We start from the raw sequence: 20038 nt of genomic DNA, 5'->3' as shown, positions 1-20038 counted from the left end.
TCCCGCAACGTTCGTGCCGCACCCTGCGGTACGCCGGACTCCCCGAGGTCTTCATGAAGCTTCGCCGCGCCATGGCAGCAGCGGCCGCTACGGCGGTCATAGCCCCGGTGGCACTGCTCGCGGCACCGGCCGCGTACGCGACCGACGAACCGACGCCCACGCCGAGCACCTCCGTGAGCGAGTCGGCGCCCGAGAGCAACAGCCCCTCGCCGTCGGCGACCGAGTCCGAGCCCGCCGAGACGACGCCGGCCCCGAGCACGTCCGTGAGCGAGTCCGCTCCTCAGACGTCCACCTCGCCGAGCACCTCCACGAGCCCGTCCTCGCCCGCGCCGACCACCTCCGAGCCCGAGGAGTCCGAGTCCCCGGCCCCCGAGCCCTCGGTCTGCGAGGACACCAAGCTCGACGTCAGCATCAGCGGTCTGCCCGGCAAGATCTCGGCGGGCAGCGGCTGGCACAAGTTCTCGCTGAACGTGCTCAACAACTCCGACTCCACGCTGAACGACCTCGACTTCTACGCCGGCGCCTCCGCCGACAAGTACGGCCAGGACCTGTTCTCCAGCAAGCAGGTCCAGCTCCAGGCCTGGGACCCCCAGGACAAGATCTGGGTCGACCTCAACCAGGGCGGCCTCGCGGTCGGCTATGTCGGTTACACCGACGAGCTGAGGCCCGACTACCAGGTCAACATCCCGCTGCGCCTCAACGTCAGCAAGTCCGCCCCGGTCGGCGCCGGCTTCTCGCTCGGCGCGACGATCTACGGCGACCACGACGCCGAGTGCACAGGCGTCGGTGAGATCTCGTACAAGTTCCAGATCGTCTCCGCCGGTACGGACACCGGTGGCACCAAGCCGCAGGAAGGCGGCAAGGCGCCCGTCACCGACAAGAAGCCGAGCGGCACCACGCCGGAGGTCACCGGCAGCCTCGCCGAGACGGGCTCCAGCTCCGCCCTGCCGATGATCAGCCTCGTCGGCGGTGCCGCGGTCGTCGCCGGTGCCGGTGCGATCTTCGTGGTGCGTCGCCGCAAGGCCGGTGTCGAGGCGTAACACGCCAGAGCTTTACGCAAGACGGAAGTGGGGGGGGGGGGGGGGGGGGGGGGGGGGGGGGGGGGGGGGGTGTGGGGGGTGGGGGGGGGGGGGGGGGGGGGGTTGGACGTGGTGGAGAGGGGAGTGAGGGAAGGGGGGGGGGGGGGAAGAGGGGGGGGGGGGGGGGGGGGGGGTGCCCCCCCCCCCCCCCCCCACTTCTGTTGCCCAGCGGCTTCAGTTCTTGGGCGGCACCGCCGGCATGCCCAGGAACGGCAGCCGCAGTGCGCCGAACGCGTCCGCCGGGACCGCCGGGTGCTTGGGCTCGACCGGCTGGAGACGTTCGTAGGCCCCGCCCTGCCGCGGCCTGAGGTCGGGCTCGCCCTTGTTGGGCCAGTACGACATCGCCCGCTCGGCCTGGGCGGTGATGGTGAGGGACGGGTTGACGCCCAGGTTGGCGGAGACCGCGGCGCCGTCGACCACCGAGATGCCGGAGTGACCGTAGAGGCGGTGGTACGGGTCGATCACGCCGGTCTCGCGGGAGGCGCCGATGGGGCAGCCGCCCAGGAAGTGGGCGGTGAGCGGGGTGCCCATCAGTTCGCCGACGTTGGAGCCCGCGAAGCCGTTGATCTCGGCGGCCAGGGCCGAGGCGCTGTCCGTGGCGGCCTTGATCTGCTTGGGGTTGGGGGCGCCGTGACCCTGGCGTGCGGTGAGCAGGCCGCGGCCGGCGCCCGACGGTTTCAGATACGTCGTCAGGGAGTTGTCCAGCGACTGCATCACCAGGCCGATGATGGTCCGCTCCGACCAGCGCCGGTTGGACAGGGAACGCAGCACCAGCAAGGGGTGTTTCGCCGCGTGGGCGAGGAAGCCCAGGACCCGCGAGGTGCCCGAGCCGTGGCCGGCGTAGGGAACCTGGAGGATGGACAGGCCGCCCATCGAGTTGGAGCCCTTGCCGTAGCGGACCGGCTCGATGTGGGTGTTCTCGTCCGGGTGGATCGAGGACGTGATGGCCACGCCCCGGGTGAAGTCGGCCTTCCGCGCGCCGTGGGCCTTGCGGTAGCGCCGGTCGTCGGTCTGGGCGCCGACCAGGGCCTCGGAATTGGTGCGGGTCAGCTCGCCCAGCTTGTCCGATATGTACGGCAGTTGGCCGCCCGCCTTCATGCGGTGCAGCAGGGTCTGCGTGCCGTAGGTGCCGGCGGCGAGGACGACCCGGCGGGCCGTGTAGGTGCGGCCCTTCGCCGTGCGGCGGTCGTCGGTGGGGAGCGTGGCGACGGCGTACCCGCCGCGCGAGTCGTCGGTGACCGAGACGACCGTCGTCAGGGGGTGGACGACGGCGCCGGCCTTCTCGGCCAGGTGCAGATAGTTCTCGTTGAGAGTGTTCTTCGCGCCGTGGCGGCAGCCGGTCATGCACTCGCCGCACTCCGCGCAGGCCCTGCGGGCCGGGCCCGCGCCGCCGAAGTACGGGTCGGGCACCTCCTGGCCCGGTTTCGCCTTCGCCGTGCCGTCGGCGTCCTCGCCGTCGCCGAAGAAGACGCCGACCGGGGCAAGGTGGAAGGAGTCGCCGCAGCCCATCTTCTCCGCGGCTGCCTTGAGGTGGACGTCGGACGGGGTCATGGTCGGGTTGAGCCGTACGCCCAGCATGCGGCGGGCCTGGTCGTAGTACGGCTTCAGCTCGTCCTGCCAGTCCGTGATGTCCCGCCACTGCGGGTCCTCGAAGAACGGCTTCGGCGGGACGTAGAGGGTGTTGGCGTAGTTGAGGGAGCCGCCGCCGACGCCCGCGCCCGCCAGGACCATGACGTTGCCCAGCAGGTGGATGCGCTGGATGCCGTACATGCCGAGTTTCGGCGCCCAGAGGTAGTTCTTGAGGTCCCAGGAGTTCTTGGGGAGGGTTTCGCGGGTGAAGCGGCGGCCTGCTTCCAGGACGCCGACCTTGTAGCCCTTTTCGGTGAGGCGCAGGGCGGTCACGGAGCCGCCGAAGCCGGATCCTACGACGATGACGTCGTAGTCGTGAGCGTCCTGAGGCACGTGTTCTCCTCGTTGAGTTTCGCGTGCGGGCCGTCAGTGGTTGATCGCGCGGTTCCTCGCGCCCCTAAGACATCACCGGAACCGGAATGCCTTCATCAGGCGGAGGCTCCTGCTCATGAACTGGGCGTACTTCTCGTCGTCCATGCCGAGGGAGGGGGCCATCGGGAGAACCCTCTGGTGGGCGACCGTCTGGGCCTCGGTGTACTTGAGGATGCCCTCGGAGCCGTGGCGGCGGCCGAGGCCCGAGTCCTTCATGCCGCCCATGGGCGACTGGACGCTGCCGTACGCGGGGGCGTAGCCGTCGTTGATGTTGACCGTGCCGGTGCGCAGCCGGGCGGCGACCTCCTGGCCGCGCCGGCCGTTCTTCGTCCAGACCGAGGAGTTCAGGCCGTAGGCCGTGGCGTTGGCGCGCTCGATGACCTCGTCCTCGTCCTTGAAGCGGTAGATCGAGACGACCGGGCCGAAGGTCTCCTCGGCGCAGACGGACATCTCCTTTTCGACGCCGTCGAGGATCGTGGGCTCGAAGAAGTACGGGCCGATGTCCGGGCGGGCCGTCCCGCCGGCGAGGACCTTCGCGCCCTTGGCGACCGCCTCCTCGACGTGCCGCGTGACGGTCTCCAGCTGGCGTTCGCCGACCAGGGAGCCCATGTCGGCGCCGTACGCGAGCGAGGTGCCGAGGCGCATCGCCTTCGTACGGGCGGCGAAGCGGTCCAGGAAGGTGTCGGCGATCGACTCGTGGACGTACAGCCGCTCGATGGAGATGCAGAGCTGGCCGGCGGAGGAGAAGCAGGCGCGGACGGCGCCGGCGGCGGCCTTCTCGATGTCGGCGTCCTCCAGCACCAGCATGGCGTTCTTGCCGCCGAGTTCGAGGGAGACGCCGACCAGCCGGGCGGCGGCGCCCTGGGCGACCTCGCGGCCGGTGCGGGTGGAGCCGGTGAAGGAGACGTAGTCGGCGTGCCGGACGACCTCGGGGCCGACGACCGAGCCGTCGCCGAGGACGACCTGGAAGACGTCGGCGGGCAGGCCGGCCTCGATGAGCAGGTCACGGGCCCACAGGGCGGTGAGGCAGGTCTCGGTGTCCGGCTTCATGACGACCGCGTTGCCCGCGACGAAGGCCGGGATCGCGTCGCCGACCGACAGTTCCAGCGGGTAGTTCCAGGGGGCGATCTGGCCGATCACACCGCGCGGGTGGCGCAGTTCGGTGACCTTGGTGAGGGTCGGCATGGCGCCGGCGTGCCGCTTGGGCCGGAGGTAGGCGGGGGCCTTGCGGCCGTAGTGCCGGGCGGCGACCGCGACGGCCTGGACCTCTTCGTGGGCGTGCAGCCGGGCCTTGCCGGTCTCCAGCTGGATCAGGTCGAGCACCTCGGCCTGGCGCTCCAGCACCAGGTCGTGGAAGCGGAGCAGGACGGCGGCGCGCTGCCGTACGGGCGTCTGTTCCCACACGGCCTGGGCGGTGCGGGCCAGTTCGAAGGCCTTCGCCACGTCCTCGGGCGTCGACTCGGGGAGGTCGGCCAGCTTCTCCCCGGTGAACGGCGTGTGGTTGGCGGTGCGACCGGAACCGGCCACGCCCTTGGTGAGCTGGGCGACCAGCTCTGGGGTGACCACGTCGGCGGCGGTGCGGGCGCCCTCCGGGGCGGGGGCGAGGGGGTTCGTGCCGGTCTGTGCCGTGCCGGTCTTCTCCGGGGCGTGCGCGTCCGTCATGAGCCGCAGGGTATGCCCCGGCGGAGGCTTTGGGTACCCGTCGGTAATACGGCTTCACCGAGTACACACACGACGCCAGTGGCTGCTGGCAACAAACACCCTGATCAGGGCGTTGTGCGGTGACAGTCGGTGTAATTCAGCCTTTTACGATCCCGTGCCGAGCCCGAGCCGGTCCCGGGCGCCCTGGAACACCGCGGTGCCTTCCTCCTCCTCCGGCGTGCCCCTGGGCATGTCGACGCGCAGTTCGTACATGCGGTCGTCGCCGGTGCGGATCAGCACGCGCGTGACCCGCCTGGGGCCCTCGTCCGCGTGGTAGGCGGTGTCGGCGAGGACGGCCTCGTGGCCCTGGACGCCGGTGCGGGTGTAGTGGGTGTCCCCTGGCACGACGGGTACCTTGCGGGCCTGGTCCATCGGGGAGCCCGGGGCCCGGTCCCAGAGGAGGAGGCGGACCTGGACGGTGCCGCCCCGTTCGTCGCCGTAGAGCACGGTGCGGGGCCGGCCGGTCGCGCTGCCGGTCCGGTCGAGTTCGCGGTAGTGGCGCGGGAGATGGAGGACGGCCGCGAGGTCCGGCTCGTGGTGCGGGGTCCAGGTGTCCGTCGTGTCGGCGGTCTGTTCGGCGCTCTCCGCGCTGCCGGCGCCGTCGACGTGGGTCGCGGCTCCCATGCCGCCGGCGAGCAGTGCGCTGAGGAGGGCGAGGGGGGCGGGGCGGAGGAGGCTCTGGCGCTTCGGTGGTGCGTCGTGCGTCTCCGCGGGGCCGGCCTCCGGCGGTTCGGCGCCCTCCTCGGGCCCTGCTGTGCCGACGTCCTGCGTGAACTCCCGTATGGGCTCGGCCTCCTGAGGTTCCCCGGCCGCTGCCGGTCCCGCCACCGCTTCCAGTTCCTTCGCGACCTCTTCGGCGTCCGGCCGCCGGTCGGGGTCGTGCGCCAGCAGCCGGACGATCAGCGGCCCGAGCGGTCCCGCCCGCTCCGGTTCGGGCGGCTCGGCGGCGCGGATCGCGGCGAGGGTGGCCTCCGGCGTGGTCCGGCGGAACGGCGACGAGCCCTCCACGGCGGCGTACAGCAGGACGCCCAGGGACCACAGGTCGGAGGCGGGCCCGGCGGTGCGGCCGGACATGCGCTCGGGGGCGACGAACTCCGGCGAGCCGGCGAACTCCCCGCTGCCCGTGCCGGCCTCCTCGCCCTGGACATGGGCCATGCCGAAGTCCGTGAGGACGACGCGCCGACCGGGACCGAGCAGGACGTTGGCGGGCTTCACGTCCCGGTGCACGATGCCGACGGAGTGCGCGGCGCGCAGGGCACCGAGAACGGCGAGGCCGATCCGGGCCGCTTCGCGCACCTCGACGGGGCCGCGCCGGAGCGTCTCGTCCAGGGACTCGCCCTGGACCGACTCCATGACGATCCAGGGGAGTCCGTCGAGCGCCTCGGCCGCGTCCAGCTCGTCGGGGCCCGAAGGACGCGGGCCCTCGTCCGGCCGCTCCGCCTCGACGACCACGTCGTGGATGGTGACGGCGGCGGGATGGTCGACGCGGGCGGCGGCCCGGGCCTCCCGGTGGAGCCGGTGGGCCGCCCGCCGGTGGCTCTCGTCCTGAGGGCCGCCGGGCAACCGGGGCTGCCTGACGGCGACTTCGCGCTGTACGAGTTCGTCCCGGGCCCGCCAGACGGCGCCCGTCCCGCCGGAGCCGATGCGCTCGATCAGCCGGTAGCGCCCACCGATCAGCCGGCCCTGGGCGCCCGTCCCGCCCCCGTCGTTACTCATGCCCCATCAGTACCGTGCGGGGCGGGCGATTGTCGACGCGGGTCGTTTCCTGGGGTGTTGGAGCGGCGGGTTCAGGTCGAGTCGATGTCCAGGTTCGCGATCGCCGTGCTCGCCACCTCACGGCCGCGCTCGGTGAAGTCGCCCTCGCCCGGGCAGCTGACGGTGAGCTTGTACATGTCGCCGCCGGCAGTCCTGTAGGTTCTCCGGCATGTCCAGGTCGGTGTACGTCACCCAGTGCCCCTGGTCCCGCTCCCGGTCGGGCACGGTCCGCTGGTAGCCGCCGGGAACCGCCGGCGACGCGGCGAGGCCCTTCTCCCGCTTGGTCTGCCAGCCGTCGGGCAAGGGCCCGGCGAACGGGTCCGCGATGAGCGGGTACGCCGTCACCGCCGCCGCGACGACCGCCGCGCCGAGGCCGGTCCACGCCCGGCGGCCGAGCCGGACGCGATCCGGGACGCGGGGCTCCTTGACGGCGACCTCCCGGTCCACCGTCTCGTCCTGGGCCCGACACACCGTGCCCATGCCGCCGTGCCCGAGCTTGGCGATCAGCCGGTATCGCCCGGCGATGAGGCGCCCTGCACCGGGATCCTCGGCCGTTTCCGTCACTGCCGGTGCCGCGGCCTCCGACCGGGGCGTCGCGACCCGGGTGGGCGTCGCGTAGGGGTTGCCCGGTACCGGTGCCGGCGGGTTGGGCGGTTGCAGAACAAAACGCGCCAAGCGCTTACGTAGCAACCAAGGCCGCGAACCGGTCACAGACCCGTGACCCCGACTGGGGCTTATCTCCCGTTTGTACCGGTAGAGGAGCTGACAGGAGGGGTCGTGGGGGCGGGGGCGCTCGGGGAGGAGGGCCGGGGCGTGGGCGTCCCGGGAGCCGAACTCGTCGGCGTCGGGCCGCCTCCCGGCTCGCCGCCCTCGTCCATGAGCAGCGCCGCCGCGGACACCCCCGCCCCGGCCATCGCGGCGACCAGCAGCGCGGCCACGAGCACCCTCCGGGTGGGCTGCCGCATCAGCTGCTCGGCGAGCCGGCCCGGTGCGGGCATGCCCGCCGGCGGTGCGAACGGCTGCCGGCCCGCGGTGTCCTGCGGTGTTCCGCGCGACCGGCCGCGCGGGGCGTCCCGGACCGTCGGCACGTAGCCGGGCGGCGGCGCCTCCGGCGTCCGGCCCGTGTCGCGAAAGGCCCGCAGCATCCGCTCCGCCCGGTCCGCGTCCAGCCGCCGGTCCGGGTCGCGTTCGAGCAGGCCCTGTACGACGGGCAGGAGCGGCCCGGCCTGCGCGGGTGGCCGGATCTCGGCGGCGACGACCGCGTGCAGGATGCCGCCCAACGAGTCGCGTCGGAACGGCGACTCGCCGCTGAGGGCCGCGCACAGCAGCGCGCCCAGCGACCACAGGTCGGACTCGGGCCCGGTCCTGGCCCCGGACATCCGCTCGGGCGCGGTGTACTCGGGCGAGCCGACGAAGGAGTTGTTCTCGGTGAGGGTGGGGGTTCCGGCGACCTGGGCGATGCCGAAGTCGGTCAGGAGGACGCGGTCGGTACCGGTCTCCAGCAGCACGTTGTCCGGCTTGAGGTCGCGGTGCAGCACACCGGCCGCGTGCGCGGCGCTCAGCGCGCCGAGCAGGGCAATGCCGATGCGGGCCGCTTCGGAGGCGTCGACCGGGCCCTGGTGGGCGAGCCGGTCGGCGAGCGAGCCGCCCTCGATCAGCTCCATGACGATGTACGGGCGTTCGTCGTCCTCGACGACGTCATGGACGACGATGATGTGCGGATGGCTCAGCTGGGCCACGGCCCGGGCCTCGCGCAGCGTACGGTCCCGCTGCCGGCGCGCCTCCGCGGCGGAGAGCGTCTCGTCGTAGGGGAGTTCCTTGACGGCCACGCCCCGGCCGAGCAGCTGGTCGGTCGCCCGCCACACCACGCCCATGCCACCGCGCCCGAGTCTCTCCTCGAACCGGTAGCGGCCCGCGATGACACGCGCGTTGTGCCCCTCGGTCCCCATGCGGCAATCATGCCCCACCGGACGGAATGGCTCCGGGGCCGCGGCCGCGGGTGGCCGAAACAGACGGCCCGCGTCAGAGGGGCTCCACGTCAGGAGGCCCTCGCGTCAGGAGGTCTTCTCCTGCCAGCCCTGGAGCAGCGAGGTGAACTGCTTGCGCGCCTTCGCCCAGTCCTTCACCGGCGACGACATGTAGAGCGCGTACTCGGTGCCGTCGCGGGCGACGTAGGTCTCCTCGATGGCGCGGCGCGGGCCGGGGAACGGGGTGTCCTTCGCCCGCGCGGTCCAGGTGTACTCCCACAGGGCGCCGTCCCGGTCACGGTAGATGTTGCGCTCCAGCGTGATCCGTCTGTAATCGACCAGATCCTTGATCTGCTGCTCCAGGTCGAGCTGGTGCGCGTACGGGTCGGCGAAGTCCGGGGAGGTGTCGATGGCGATGCGGACGAAGTGCCGTCCGCCGTCGGGCGTGTAGTCGATCTGCTTGAGCTCGCCCTGCGGGCCGAAGGGCTTGCGCTTCCAGCCCTTGGGCAGGGAGAGGCTGAAACCCGCGGGGTCGTCGTGGCGGACCCAGCTGTCGGGAACTCCCCCGGGCTGCTGCGTGATCGTGGGACTCGCCGATCCGGAGGCATCGCCCGGCGTCTGCCGGCCGTCGTCCCACTGCTGGAGCACCACGGCGGTGCCCCCGCCGATGATGGCCGCGAGCGCGACGACGAGGGCGAGCGTACGCAGCCGGCGGCGGCGCCGGCCCGAACCGGTCTGCCGCGGCCCGGAGCCCTGCGGGCCAGTCGCCGTCGGACCGATGGTGGTGGGACCGGTCGTCGGGTGGCCGGCGACGGGGGTTCCGGACGCCGGCTCCCAGGGGGCCGGGGTGCCGGTGGCGGGGGTGCCGGTGGCAGGGGTGCCGGTGGCAGGGGTGCCGGCCAGTGGCGGAAGCGGGGTCCGGGTGTGCGACCCGGAGCCGGTGCCGGACGGGCCCGTGCCCGTGCCGGTGGTGCCCGTGCCCGCCGTGCCCGTGCCGCTGTGGACGTCCCGGTACGGCGTCCCCCCGTACTGCGTCGGGACGTACGCCTGTGCCCCGCTCGGCCGCCGCCCCTCCGCCGCCTCGGCGAACATCTGCTCGGCCTGGGACGCGTCGGGCCGGGTGGCCGGATCCTTGCGCAGCAGGGCGTTGATGACGGGCGCGAGCGGACCGGCGTGCTCCAGCTGGGCGGCCTCTTCCTCGACGACCGCCTGCATGGTGGTCAGCGGGGTGGTGCGGCGGAACGGCGACCGGCCCTCCACCGCCGTGTAGAGCGTCGCGGCGAGCGCCCACAGGTCGGAGGACGGGCCCGGGTCCTGGCCGCGCACCCGCTCGGGCGCCAGGTAGTCGACGGAGCCGACGACCTCCCCGGTCCGTGTGATGGTGGTGTCGCCCTCGATCTGGGCGATGCCGAAGTCGGTGAGCAGGACGCGTCCGTCGCGGCCGAGGAGGACGTTGCCCGGCTTGACGTCGCGGTGCAGGACGCCGGCGGTGTGCGCGGCGCGCAGGGCCCGCAGCACCCAGAGGCCGATGCGTGCCGCCTCGCGCGGCTCGACGCGCCCCTCCTCCTTGACCGCGTCGGCCAGCGAGCGGCCCTCGACCAGCTCCATCACGATCCACGGGCGGCCGTCGTGCTCCAGCACGTCGTGCACCGTGACGACCGCCGAGTGGTTGATCCGCGCGGCGGCCCGCGCCTCCGCCCGGGTGCGCGCCAGGAGGATGGCCTGTTCGCTCTCGGAGACGTAGAGGGCTGCCGTCAACTCCTTGATGGCGACGGACCGGTGCAGCACCTCGTCATGGGCGCGCCACACCCGGCCCATGCCGCCGCTGCCGATGGAGTCGGCGAGCCGGTAGCGGCCCGCGACGAGCTGGCCCTGCATCTGATTCACGTTGCCCCGCAATGGTCTTGACAGGGTCAGCGTAAGGACCCGCCCCTCCCCAGGGAACAAGCGGGGTACCACGGTGACCGCACTGTGACGGTTGTCGCCTGTCGGGACGCGAGGCAACCAGAGGTTGAACTACCGCGTACAGGCGGCGCGCCGGGCGCTCAGCCCGTCGCCTTGTAGGTCGCCGCCGCCTGCTCGTACAGCCGCGTCACCTCGTCCCGCTCGGCCTCCGGCCCGCGCACCTGGACCACGTGGTACCGCCCGTCGACCAGCATCGCGAGGTTGCGCACATACAGCTCGCCGCCGTCGCCGCCGGTCCAGGTGAACTGCCCCTCGGCCATGGTCCGCCCGCCCACCTCGATCGTCTTCAGCCCGGTGGAGGTGGCCCAGCTGGAGTCGCGGTACGGCTGCAACTCGCGCTCCCTCTCCCGCTGGTAGGCCATCGGGTCACGGCCGAACTCCGCGGCGCTGTCCCGGCCCGGTACGACGATGAGCTCGAAGTCGCCCTTCGCGTAGACGACCTGGCCGCTGCCGTTGCGCGGGGTGTGTCCCCAGCCCTTGGCGACGGCGACCTGGAACCCCGCCGCGTCCTTGCGCAGGGTGAAGCCGTCTGCGGCACCGGGGCCCGCGGTCTGTGTCTCGGCGGAACCGGCCGACGTCGACGGGCTCTTCTCCGGCTCGGGCGACGTCTGGTCGGGCCGGGGCTCGCTGCTGGCGTCGGGCTCGGGCGCCTGGCTGACCTCACCGGCGGAACCGGTGCGGTCCGTGCCGCCCGTGCCTTCCGCGCCGTCGGTCTTCGACTTGGGCATGAAGAGCATGGCGTAGGCGATCGCGGCGGCCATCACGAGCAGCACCAGCAGGAGCAGGGTGCGGCCGAGTCGGTTCGCCGACCGGGACTCGTGTTTGGCCCGTTTGTGCCGCCCGTGGTGCGCGGGCAGTCCGGCCTTGCGCCGGCGCACGAGCTCGCCCCGGCGGCGTACGACGGGCAGCCGGCTCGCGTCGGCGGGCGGCGCCGCGACGACATGCACCCCGGCCTCCGGCTCGGGCGCCGAACGCACGAGCGAGCGCAGCCAGCCGCGCAGTTCCTCGAAGTCGAGGCGCTCGGTGGGGTCCTGACGCAGCAGCGACTCCACGACCGGCCGCAGCGGCCCGCACTCCTCGGCGTAGGCGGGCGGTTCGGCGCACACCATCTGCACCAGCTCGGCCGTCGACTCCTCCGGGTAGGGCGCATGCCCCTGTACGGCCCTGAAGAGCAGCGCGCCGAGCGCCCACAGGTCGGTCGCGGGACCGATCGGGGCGGCCAACTGCCAGTTCTCGTGGACGGGTCCGGCCTGCTCGGGCGCCCAGCGCTCCGTCACGGGACCCACCACGGCCATCCGCGCCTGCCGCGCCCGCTCGGCGGCCAGGGCGGTGGCCGGGCCGCGCCGGGGTGCGGGGGTGTCGGCGACCAGCTCGTCCCACCGGGCGGGCGAGCCCTGGGCGGAGGGGTCCGGGGCCGGCGGGAGAGCCGCCTGCTCTTGGCCCTGCCCTTGCGGCAAGGTCGCGCCGCCGGTTCCGCCCCGGGGCGTGGCGCCGTGCCAGCCGGCCGTCCGGGGGGCTCCGCCCACGCCGTAGGGGTCGGCTATCCGGCCCGGCGGGGCCGCACCGGGTGCCGTGCCCTGCCCGGGGATGTACGGCGACTGCGCCGAGCCGTTGCTGTGGGGCGCGGGCCCGCCGTCCGGGGCGGACCGGGCACCGGGCAGTGCGGCCCGCCCGCCCTCCTGCGCCTCCTGGACGCGTGCGGCGGCCCGGGCACCCGCCCGGTAGGCCGCGATCGCCCCGGCTCGCGCGACCCGTGGGTCACCGCTGTCGTCCACACTCCTGCGGGCCGGCACGGCCGTGCCCCGGCCCGCCGTGTCGCTTCCGGCCGCGGGCAGTCCCCTGGACTCCCGCGCCTCTATGGCGGCTCGCCGCGCGGCCTCAGGGTCGGCCGCGCCACCGAGGCCGGCCGGGGTGCCGCCTCCCGGGCCTCGGACGTCACCACCGCCGTCCTCGTGACCCGGTCCCCGCTCAAGCTCCTCGGAGGCCGGAACCGGGTCGTACCCGCACAGCGCCTCCTCGGCCGCGCCCACCGCGAGGCCGGTCAGCATCACCCGGCCGTCGTCGCAGACGAGCACCGTCCGCGCGGTGACGTTCCGGTGCACCCAGCCGTGGGCGTGCAGCACCCGCAGCGCCATGAGGACGTCGGAGGCGACCTCGGCGGCCCGGTACGGCGTCAGCGGCTTCTCGGCGAGCAGCGCCGCCAGCGGACGCGCGGACACCAGCTCGCTGACGATCCACAGCGAACCGCCCTCGGCGAACACGTCGAAGACCTGGTCGAGCCGCGGATGGTCGGGAATGGCCGCTGCGGCCTGCGCGGCGTCGACCGCGCGCCGCACCACCGGGTCCGTGGGCCGCCGGGGGCCCGGACGCGTGCCGGACCGCCGCGCGCCGCCGTCACGCGCGGTGAAGCCGTCGGGCAGTCCCTCCGCGTCGAGGACCTCCGCCTCGACCACCTCCGGCAACGGCACCTGCCTGACCAGGACTTCCTGTCCGCTGTAGGTGTCGAAGGCCCGGGTCTCGGTGAGTTCGTACTCGTCGGACGGCGGCAGCGGCAGGCGGTAGCGGTCGGCGAGTACCCGGCCCGCATAGTCGTCCACGTTGCCTCCCCCGTCAGCCCGGTCGGTCACATCCGTTCGCCCCACGGTCCGTTCCGGCTGCGCACGGACCGCAAATATTTACGATACGTGCCCCAGGCAACCCGCAATGTGGGGATGCCAGATCTGCCTCCCCAAACCCCAGGACCCTCATGCTCAGGACTTGGGTTCGAAGGTCTTGGTCAGCGTCGCCCAGGTGTCCTTGCGTGAGTCGCCGTCCCAGTCGGCCGCCTTCGCCGTGTACATCAGCGCGTAGCCCTGGGAGTCGTCGACGACGAACCCTCGGTCGATGGTGCGGTACTCGGTGCCGCTCTCCCGGTAGGTGAACTCCCAGTCGGCCGTGTTCCAGCCGCGGTAGTCCACCTTCTCTATTCGGATCTTCTTGTACTCCGCGCGCTGCATGTAGCGCTCCTGGCTCTTCCAGTCCGCCACCGGGTCGCCCTTGGGCGTGGACGTCCAGGCGATGAGCAGCTTCTGCCCGTCGGGCCCGGTGAACCGGTCGCCGGCGGAGCCCGTGGACTGGAACTTCCACCCCTTGGGCAGGCCTATCGAGTACCCCTGGTTCCCCTGGTGAGTCGACTTCGCCGCGGTGCCCTTCCCTGCGGACCCGCTGTCACCGTCGCCGGCGGATCCGCTCGTCCCGCCGCTCGGTTCGGTGTTCGAGGAGGGCCCCGACGGCGACGGCTGCGTCGCGGTGTCGTCGGTGTTCGTGCCGCCCTTCTCGTCGCCCTTGGTGTCGGCGCTGCCCGACGCGGTGGCGACGGTCTTGCCGCCGCTCTCGCCCGCTCCGTTCGAGCCCTTGTCGTCCCCACTGAACGCGATGGTGAGCACCGTGCCGAGCACGGCGAGCACCACGACCACGGCGATGATCATCAGGGTCCGCCGTGACACCACGTCGGTGAGCGGCGCCCGGGGCACCTGCCGGGGCGGCAGATCCGGCGGCGGCATGACGGGCCACCCCGAACTCCGTCCCTCGGAGGTCGCCTTCGCGTCCTGCGCGCCCCGCTCACCGGACCCGGAGGCCGCCGCCCCCGAGGCCTGCTTCGGACCCGACTGCGACGCGGACGCACCCGCGCCCCCGGCGGCCGCCTCGTCCTTCGGTGCGGTGGCGGCCTTGGCGTCCTCGGTCCCGGTACGGGGCGCCGCCGACGCCGCGGCCGGTCCGGACGCGGCCTTGCGCACGGAGCGCAGCGCCCCGCGCAGTCGCTCCCCGGCCTCCTCGCCCCGCTTGCTCCCGGCACCCGACGGGCTGCCCTTGCGCGACGCCTTGTCCGGCTGCGCGGGCAGCGGCACGACCTTCGTCGCGTCCATCGGCTCCGGCTCGGTCTTCTCCGGCGCGTGGATGACGGAGTTCAGCATCGCCCGGGCGCCCGCGTCGTCGAGCCGCTTGGCGGGGTCCTTGGTGAGCAGCCCGTGGATGACGTCCGTCAGCGGGCCCGCGTTCTTCGGCTCCTCCAGCGGCTCGGTCATCACCGCCGTGAGGGTCGCTATGGCCGACCCCTTGTCGTACGGCGGCGCTCCCTCCACCGACGCGTACAGCAGCCCGCCGAGCGACCACAGGTCGGCGGCCGGGCCCGGCTTGTGCCCGCGCGCCCGCTCCGGGGAGATGTAGGAGGGCGCGCCGACGAGCATGCCGGTCGAGGTGATGGACGGGTCGCCCTCGACCTGCGCGATACCGAAGTCGGTGAGCACGACCCGGCCGTCCTCGGAGATCAGCACGTTCGACGGCTTCACGTCGCGGTGCAGGATGCCCTCGCGGTGCGCGGACCGCAGCACGTCGAGGACGGCGAGCCCGACCTCAGCGGCCCGCTTCGGCTCGAGGAGGCCGTCCTCCCGGATGGCCTCGGCGAGCGACTTGCCCTCGACGAGCTCCATCACGATCCAGGGCCGGTCGTCCTCCTGGACCACGTCGAACACGGTCACGGCGCTGTTGTTGCGGATCCGCGCGATCGCCTTGGCCTCGCGCAACGTCCGCGTGATCAGCCGCCGCTTCTCCTCCTGGTCGATGTTCGTCGGGAACCGGAGTTCCTTGACGGCGACCGTCCGCCCCAGCGTCTCGTCCTCGGCACGCCACACGGTGCCCATGCCGCCGCGGCCGAGCACCTCGCCCAGCCGGTACCGCCCGGCCAGGAGACGCTCCCTGTTGTCCTGACGAGTGTCCTGACGAGATGTGCCCGCCGCCCGCTCCGCCTCCGACATGCGTCCCCTCATACAACCCGCCCTGACAGAGCCTCCATTGTCTCTCACCCGACAAGTGCCCCGTGCCCAGGGGGCCCCTGGGCACGGGGCGCCGGGCCCGTCCCCCCGGAACCCGGGTGTGCCGCACCCCTCGCCGCCTTGCATGATGGGCCCTGACGAGGGAGGAGCTCGCATGCCGCCGCTTAGGACGTTGCTGGCCCTGCCGGTGTCCGTCGCCCTCCTCGGTCTGCCCCCGGCCGACTCCTCGGCCCTCTCGGCCCCGCCCACGGACGCGGTACTGCCGCTGCTGGTGACCCGGGGCAAGGCTCCCGCCGCGGCGCTGCTGGCCCGGGAAGGGCGCACCACCCGCTATGCCCAGGCGGGTCCCGGAATCGCCCGGTCGGACCGTTTCCGCGCCGGCAGCCTCACGAAGACGTTCATCGCCACGGTCGTGCTGCAACTGGCCGCCGAGCACCGGCTGTCGCTGTCCGACACGGTGGAGCGGCACCTGCCCGGCCTGGTGCGGGGAGCGGGCAACGACGGCCGCGCGCTGACCCTGCGCTCCCTGCTCACCCACACCAGCGGCCTGTACGACTTCACCGCGGCCACCGGCGGATCGGCACCCGTCACTCCCCGTCAGGCCGTACGCATCGCACTCACCCACCCTCCGGCCGCGCGCGGCCGCTTCTCCTACTCGAACACCAACTACGTCCTGCTCGGCCTGGTCGTCGAGCAGGTCACCGGCGACTCGTACGCCGCCGAGGCCGAGCGCCGCATCATCACCCCCCTGCGCCTGACGGGCACCTCCTTCCCCGGCTCCCGCTCCTCGCTGCCCTCCCCGCACGGCCGCGCCTACGCCGCCGACGGAACCGACGTCACCGCTCTCGACCCGCGGGTGGCCGGAGCCGCGGGCGAGCTGGTGACCACGCTCGCCGATCTGGACCGCTTCTACGCGGCCCTGCTCGGCGGGCGGCTGCTGCCCCCGCACTGGCTGCGCGAGATGCTCGACACCCGTGCCGCACACGGCGCGTACGGCATGGGGCTGTTCCCCGAGAAACTTCCGTGCGGCACCACGGTGTGGGGGCACAACGGGCACATATCCGGCAGCTACGTGCGCACCGCAGCCACCCTCGACGGCCGGCGTGTCCTCACCCTCCGCGTGAACACGGACGCGATCGCCGATCCCGACCTCGAACCCGCGGTGCTCGCGGCCGAGTTCTGCCCCCGCACCTCGTAGAACGACCGGGCCCCGAACGGAGATCCCCGCTCGCGACACTCGTTCGAGTGACGTCGGGAGAGGGCCCCGAAGCGGCGGGTGCCTACCGGGGCACGATGTCCGGCGCCCCCAGCCGCGCCGCGTCCGCCGTGAGGTCGTCGGGCTGCCGCTGCGACTCCCGCTCGGCCTCCACCCGCTTCTGGTAGTGCTCGACCTCGCGCTCGACCTGGTCCTTGTCCCAGCCGAGCACGGGCGCCATCAGCCCGGCGGCGTCGCGTGCGCTGCGGCTGCCCCGGTCGAAGGTCTCGATCGAGATGCGCGTCCGCCGGGTCAGCACGTCGTCCAGGTGCCGCGCCCCCTCGTGCGAGGCCGCGTACACGATCTCGGCGCGCAGATAGTCGTCGGCCGCCGCCAGGGGCTCGCCCAGCGACGGGTCCTCGGCGATGAGCTCCAGAAGCTCCTCGGTCATCGCCCCGTAGCGGTTCAGCAGGTGTTCCACCCGCACCACGTGCAGTCCGGTCCGGGCGGCGATCCGGGCCCGCGCGTTCCACAGCGCCCGGTAGCCCTCGGCGCCCAGCAGCGGCACGTCCTCGGTGACGCACTCGGCGACGCGCATGTCGAGCCCGTGCACCGCAGCGTCCACCGCGTCCTTGGCCATGACCCGGTATGTCGTGTACTTGCCGCCCGCCACGACGACGAGTCCGGGCACCGGGTGCGCCACGGTGTGCTCGCGCGACAGCTTGCTGGTGGCGTCCGACTCGCCCGCGAGCAGGGGCCGCAGGCCCGCGTACACGCCCTGGACGTCGTCCCTGGTGAGGGGCACCGCGAGCACCGAGTTCACATGTTCCAGCAGGTAGTCGATGTCCGCGCTGGACGCGGCCGGGTGGGCCTTGTCGAGGTCCCAGTCGGTGTCCGTGGTCCCGACGATCCAGTGCCGGCCCCAGGGGATGACGAACAGCACGGACTTCTCCGTGCGCAGGATCAGCCCGGTCGTGGAGTGGATCCGGTCGCGCGGCACGACCAGGTGGATGCCCTTGGAGGCCCGGACGTGGAACTGTCCGCGCTCCCCGACCATGGCCTGGGTGTCGTCCGTCCACACGCCGGTCGCGTTGACGACCTGCTTGGCGCGGATCTCGTACTCCCCGCCCCCTTCAAGGTCCTGCACCCGCGCGCCGACGACCCGCTCGCCCTCGCGCAGGAAGCCCGTCACCCTCGCGCGGTTGGCGGCCTTGGCGCCGTACGCCACCGCCGTGCGCACCAGGTTGGTCACATAGCGGGCGTCGTCCATCTGGGCGTCGTAGTACTGGAGCGCCCCGACCAGCGCGTCCCTCTTCAAGCAGGGCGCCACACGCAGGGCGTGAGAGCGGGTCAGGTGGCGGTGCATCGGCAGGCCCCGGCCATGGCCGCGCGCCATGGACATGGCGTCGTACATCGCGACGCCCGACCCGGCGTAGAGGCGCTCCCAGCCCTTGTGCTGCAGCGGGTACAGGAACGGCACGGGCTTCACCAGGTGCGGGGCGAGCCGTTCCAGCAGCAGGCCGCGCTCCTTCAGCGCCTCCCTGACGAGCGCGAAGTCGAGCATCTCCAGATAGCGCAGGCCACCGTGGATCAGTTTGCTGGACCGGCTGGAGGTACCCGAGGCCCAGTCGCGGGCCTCGACCAGGCCCGTGGCGAGACCCCGGGTCACGGCGTCGAGGGCGGTGCCCGCTCCGACCACGCCCGCGCCCACGACCAGCACGTCCAGCTCTCGCTCGGCCATGGATGCAAGTGACTCGGCTCGCTGCGCCGGCCCGAGTGTCGCTGTCCTCACGCTGCCTCCCGCTCATCGGTCGCGCCGGCCGCACCCGTCGGGTGAGGCCCCGTCCGTATCCCCCATGCCCAAATTCTGACCGGGTTGCCCGGCTTCAGCACCACGAGCCCTCAGCCTGTGGACAACCCGCACGGAACACTCACCGAAACTCGGCCAGGCAATCCCACATATCGGTCATATTTACTCCTAGTCTGACATTGCACTCGCCCGTCCTGTCCACAGGGCTTGCGCACCTGTCCCACTTCGGCTACGGGAAGGACGGCCACGCCGTGCCCGCAGATCTCGCCGTCATCGGACTCGGCCCTTACGGCCTGCCCCTGGCTCAGGCCGCCGTCGCCGCCGGCGTCCCCACCATCGGCTACCGGACCGGACCCGAGACCGGTTCCCTCAGCGCCGCCGAACTGCGCCGGATGCTCTCGAAGGGCTTCCGGCCGACCACGAACGCCGCCGAGCTCGGCAGGGTGCGCACCGCGGTCATCTGCGCACCGACCCCGCCGGGCACGGACGGCCGGCTCGACCTGAGCCAGGTGGAGACGGCCGCCCGCACCCTGGCCGCCCATCTGCGCCCGCACACCACCGTGATCCTGGAGTCACCTGTGTACCCCGGGGCGACGGAGGAATTCCTGCGCCCGCTCCTCGAAGAGGGCTCGGGCCTGCGGGCGGGCCGCGACTTCCATCTCGCCCACTCCCCCAGCCGCGTCGACCCCGGCCACCGCGACCTCACCCCGGCCGGCACCCCGAAGGTCATCGGCGGCCTCACCCCGGCCTGCACCGAGTCGGCCGCCGCCTTCTACGGACGGCTCACGGACAAGGTGGTACGCGCGCGTGGACTGCGCGAGGCGGAGACCGTGCAGCTGCTGGAGACCAATTACCGGCACGTCAACATCGCCCTCGTCAACGAGATGGCCGCGCTCTGCCACGACCTGGGCGTCGACCTGTGGGACGTGATCCGCTGCGCGGAGACCAAGCCGTTCGGCTTCCAGGCCTTCCGCCCCGGCCCGGGCGTCGGCGGCCACACCCTCCCGCAGGACCTGACCGCCCACGGCGGCCGCAGCCTGCGCATGGTGGAACTGGCCCAGAAGGTCAACAGCCGCATGCCCCGCTACGTCGTCAAGCGCGGCGCCCAGCTCCTCAACGAGCACGGCAAATCGGCGCGCGGCGCACGCGTGCTGCTCCTAGGCGTCACCTACAAGCCCGACCTGGCCGACCTGGAGGGCACACCCGCCCAGGAGATCGCCCTGCGCCTGATGGACCTGGGCGCGTCGGTCAGCTACCACGACCCGTACATCCCCGCCTGGAGCGTGCTGGACCGCCCCGTCCCCCGGGCCGACGCCCTCTACGAAGCGGCCGCCGACGCGGACCTGACCATCCTCCTCCAGCAGCACCGCACGTACGACCTCCAGGGCCTGTCGGTGAAGGCTCAGCTGCTCCTGGACACGCGGGGGGCGACGCCTGCGGGGGCGGCGCATCGGTTGTGAAAGGGGGCGCGTGGGGTGCGTGAACCCTGAGGGCTGGTGGCATGCGGCGTGCGGCGCGGGTACCTTACGGACACAGGTGGAGCCCACCGCAGGGGGTACTGCGGCAGGCTCCAGGATGGATCACGGAGTGTCCGCCCCTACGTTCTCTGGGGGCGGCCGCTCACCATCCAAAACGAGGTGGAGCCCACCACAGCGGTCACTGCGGCAGGCTCCAGGATGGATCACGGAGTGTCCGCCCCTACGTTCTCTGGGGGCGGCCGCTCACCATCCAAAACGAGGTGGAGCCCACCACAG

At 72.9% G+C, this 20038-nt stretch carries 12 protein-coding genes; 3 read left to right on the top strand and 9 right to left on the bottom strand.

What is annotated here, in order from left to right:
* Positions 1-53: 53 nt before the first annotated feature.
* A complete protein-coding gene (locus ACZ6I3_RS23635) occupies positions 54-1040 on the top strand; it encodes an LAETG motif-containing sortase-dependent surface protein (RefSeq protein WP_469417123.1) in 987 nt (328 codons plus the stop codon).
* A gap of 213 nt (positions 1041-1253) precedes the next feature.
* Here ACZ6I3_RS23635 and ACZ6I3_RS23630 read toward each other — a convergent pair whose 3' ends face one another.
* From ACZ6I3_RS23630 to ACZ6I3_RS23595, 8 genes are all read right to left on the bottom strand, one after another.
* The gene (locus tag ACZ6I3_RS23630; RefSeq protein WP_469417121.1) at positions 1254-3041 is read right to left on the bottom strand and encodes a GMC family oxidoreductase N-terminal domain-containing protein; all 1788 of its coding nucleotides are present in this window, start codon (positions 3039-3041) and stop codon (positions 1254-1256) included.
* Positions 3042-3113: 72 nt separating this feature from the next.
* Positions 3114-4742 (bottom strand): succinic semialdehyde dehydrogenase, encoded by a 1629-nt coding sequence (locus ACZ6I3_RS23625; protein WP_469417120.1) that lies wholly within the window; start codon positions 4740-4742, stop codon positions 3114-3116.
* A gap of 144 nt (positions 4743-4886) precedes the next feature.
* On the bottom strand, positions 4887-6497 hold the full coding sequence (locus ACZ6I3_RS23620; RefSeq protein WP_469417118.1) for a serine/threonine-protein kinase: 1611 nt from the start codon (positions 6495-6497) through the stop codon (positions 4887-4889).
* 117 nt (positions 6498-6614) lie between these two features.
* On the bottom strand, positions 6615-7100 hold the full coding sequence (locus tag ACZ6I3_RS23615; RefSeq protein WP_469417312.1) for a hypothetical protein: 486 nt from the start codon (positions 7098-7100) through the stop codon (positions 6615-6617).
* A gap of 170 nt (positions 7101-7270) precedes the next feature.
* Positions 7271-8485 carry a serine/threonine-protein kinase gene (locus ACZ6I3_RS23610; protein WP_469417117.1) on the bottom strand — a complete coding sequence of 405 codons (1215 nt, stop codon included), beginning with the start codon at positions 8483-8485 and terminating at the stop codon, positions 7271-7273.
* 105 nt (positions 8486-8590) lie between these two features.
* Positions 8591-10381 (bottom strand): serine/threonine-protein kinase, encoded by a 1791-nt coding sequence (locus tag ACZ6I3_RS23605; RefSeq protein WP_469417115.1) that lies wholly within the window; start codon positions 10379-10381, stop codon positions 8591-8593.
* A gap of 167 nt (positions 10382-10548) precedes the next feature.
* Complete coding sequence (locus ACZ6I3_RS23600) at positions 10549-13065, bottom strand: protein kinase (RefSeq protein ID WP_469417113.1); 2517 nt, start codon at positions 13063-13065, stop codon at positions 10549-10551.
* Between the two features lie 153 nt (positions 13066-13218).
* Positions 13219-15261 (bottom strand): serine/threonine-protein kinase, encoded by a 2043-nt coding sequence (locus tag ACZ6I3_RS23595; RefSeq protein WP_469417111.1) that lies wholly within the window; start codon positions 15259-15261, stop codon positions 13219-13221.
* 172 nt (positions 15262-15433) lie between these two features.
* On the opposite strand from ACZ6I3_RS23595, the gene ACZ6I3_RS23590 reads away from it, so the two are divergent.
* A complete protein-coding gene (locus tag ACZ6I3_RS23590) occupies positions 15434-16477 on the top strand; it encodes a serine hydrolase domain-containing protein (protein WP_469417109.1) in 1044 nt (347 codons plus the stop codon).
* An 82-nt stretch (positions 16478-16559) separates the two neighbouring features.
* On the opposite strand, the gene ACZ6I3_RS23585 is transcribed toward ACZ6I3_RS23590, so the two are convergent.
* Positions 16560-18266, bottom strand: a complete 1707-nt coding sequence (locus tag ACZ6I3_RS23585) for a glycerol-3-phosphate dehydrogenase/oxidase (RefSeq protein WP_469417107.1) — start codon at positions 18264-18266, stop codon at positions 16560-16562.
* A 269-nt stretch (positions 18267-18535) separates the two neighbouring features.
* On the opposite strand from ACZ6I3_RS23585, the gene ACZ6I3_RS23580 reads away from it, so the two are divergent.
* On the top strand, positions 18536-19744 hold the full coding sequence (locus tag ACZ6I3_RS23580; RefSeq protein ID WP_469417105.1) for a nucleotide sugar dehydrogenase: 1209 nt from the start codon (positions 18536-18538) through the stop codon (positions 19742-19744).
* Positions 19745-20038: the final 294 nt, after the last annotated feature.

The sequence above is a fragment of the Streptomyces sp. NPDC041940 genome (assembly GCF_055589465.1).
The sequence above is the reverse complement of the archived record's forward strand: the minus strand, read 5'-3'. Positions and strand labels throughout refer to the sequence as shown.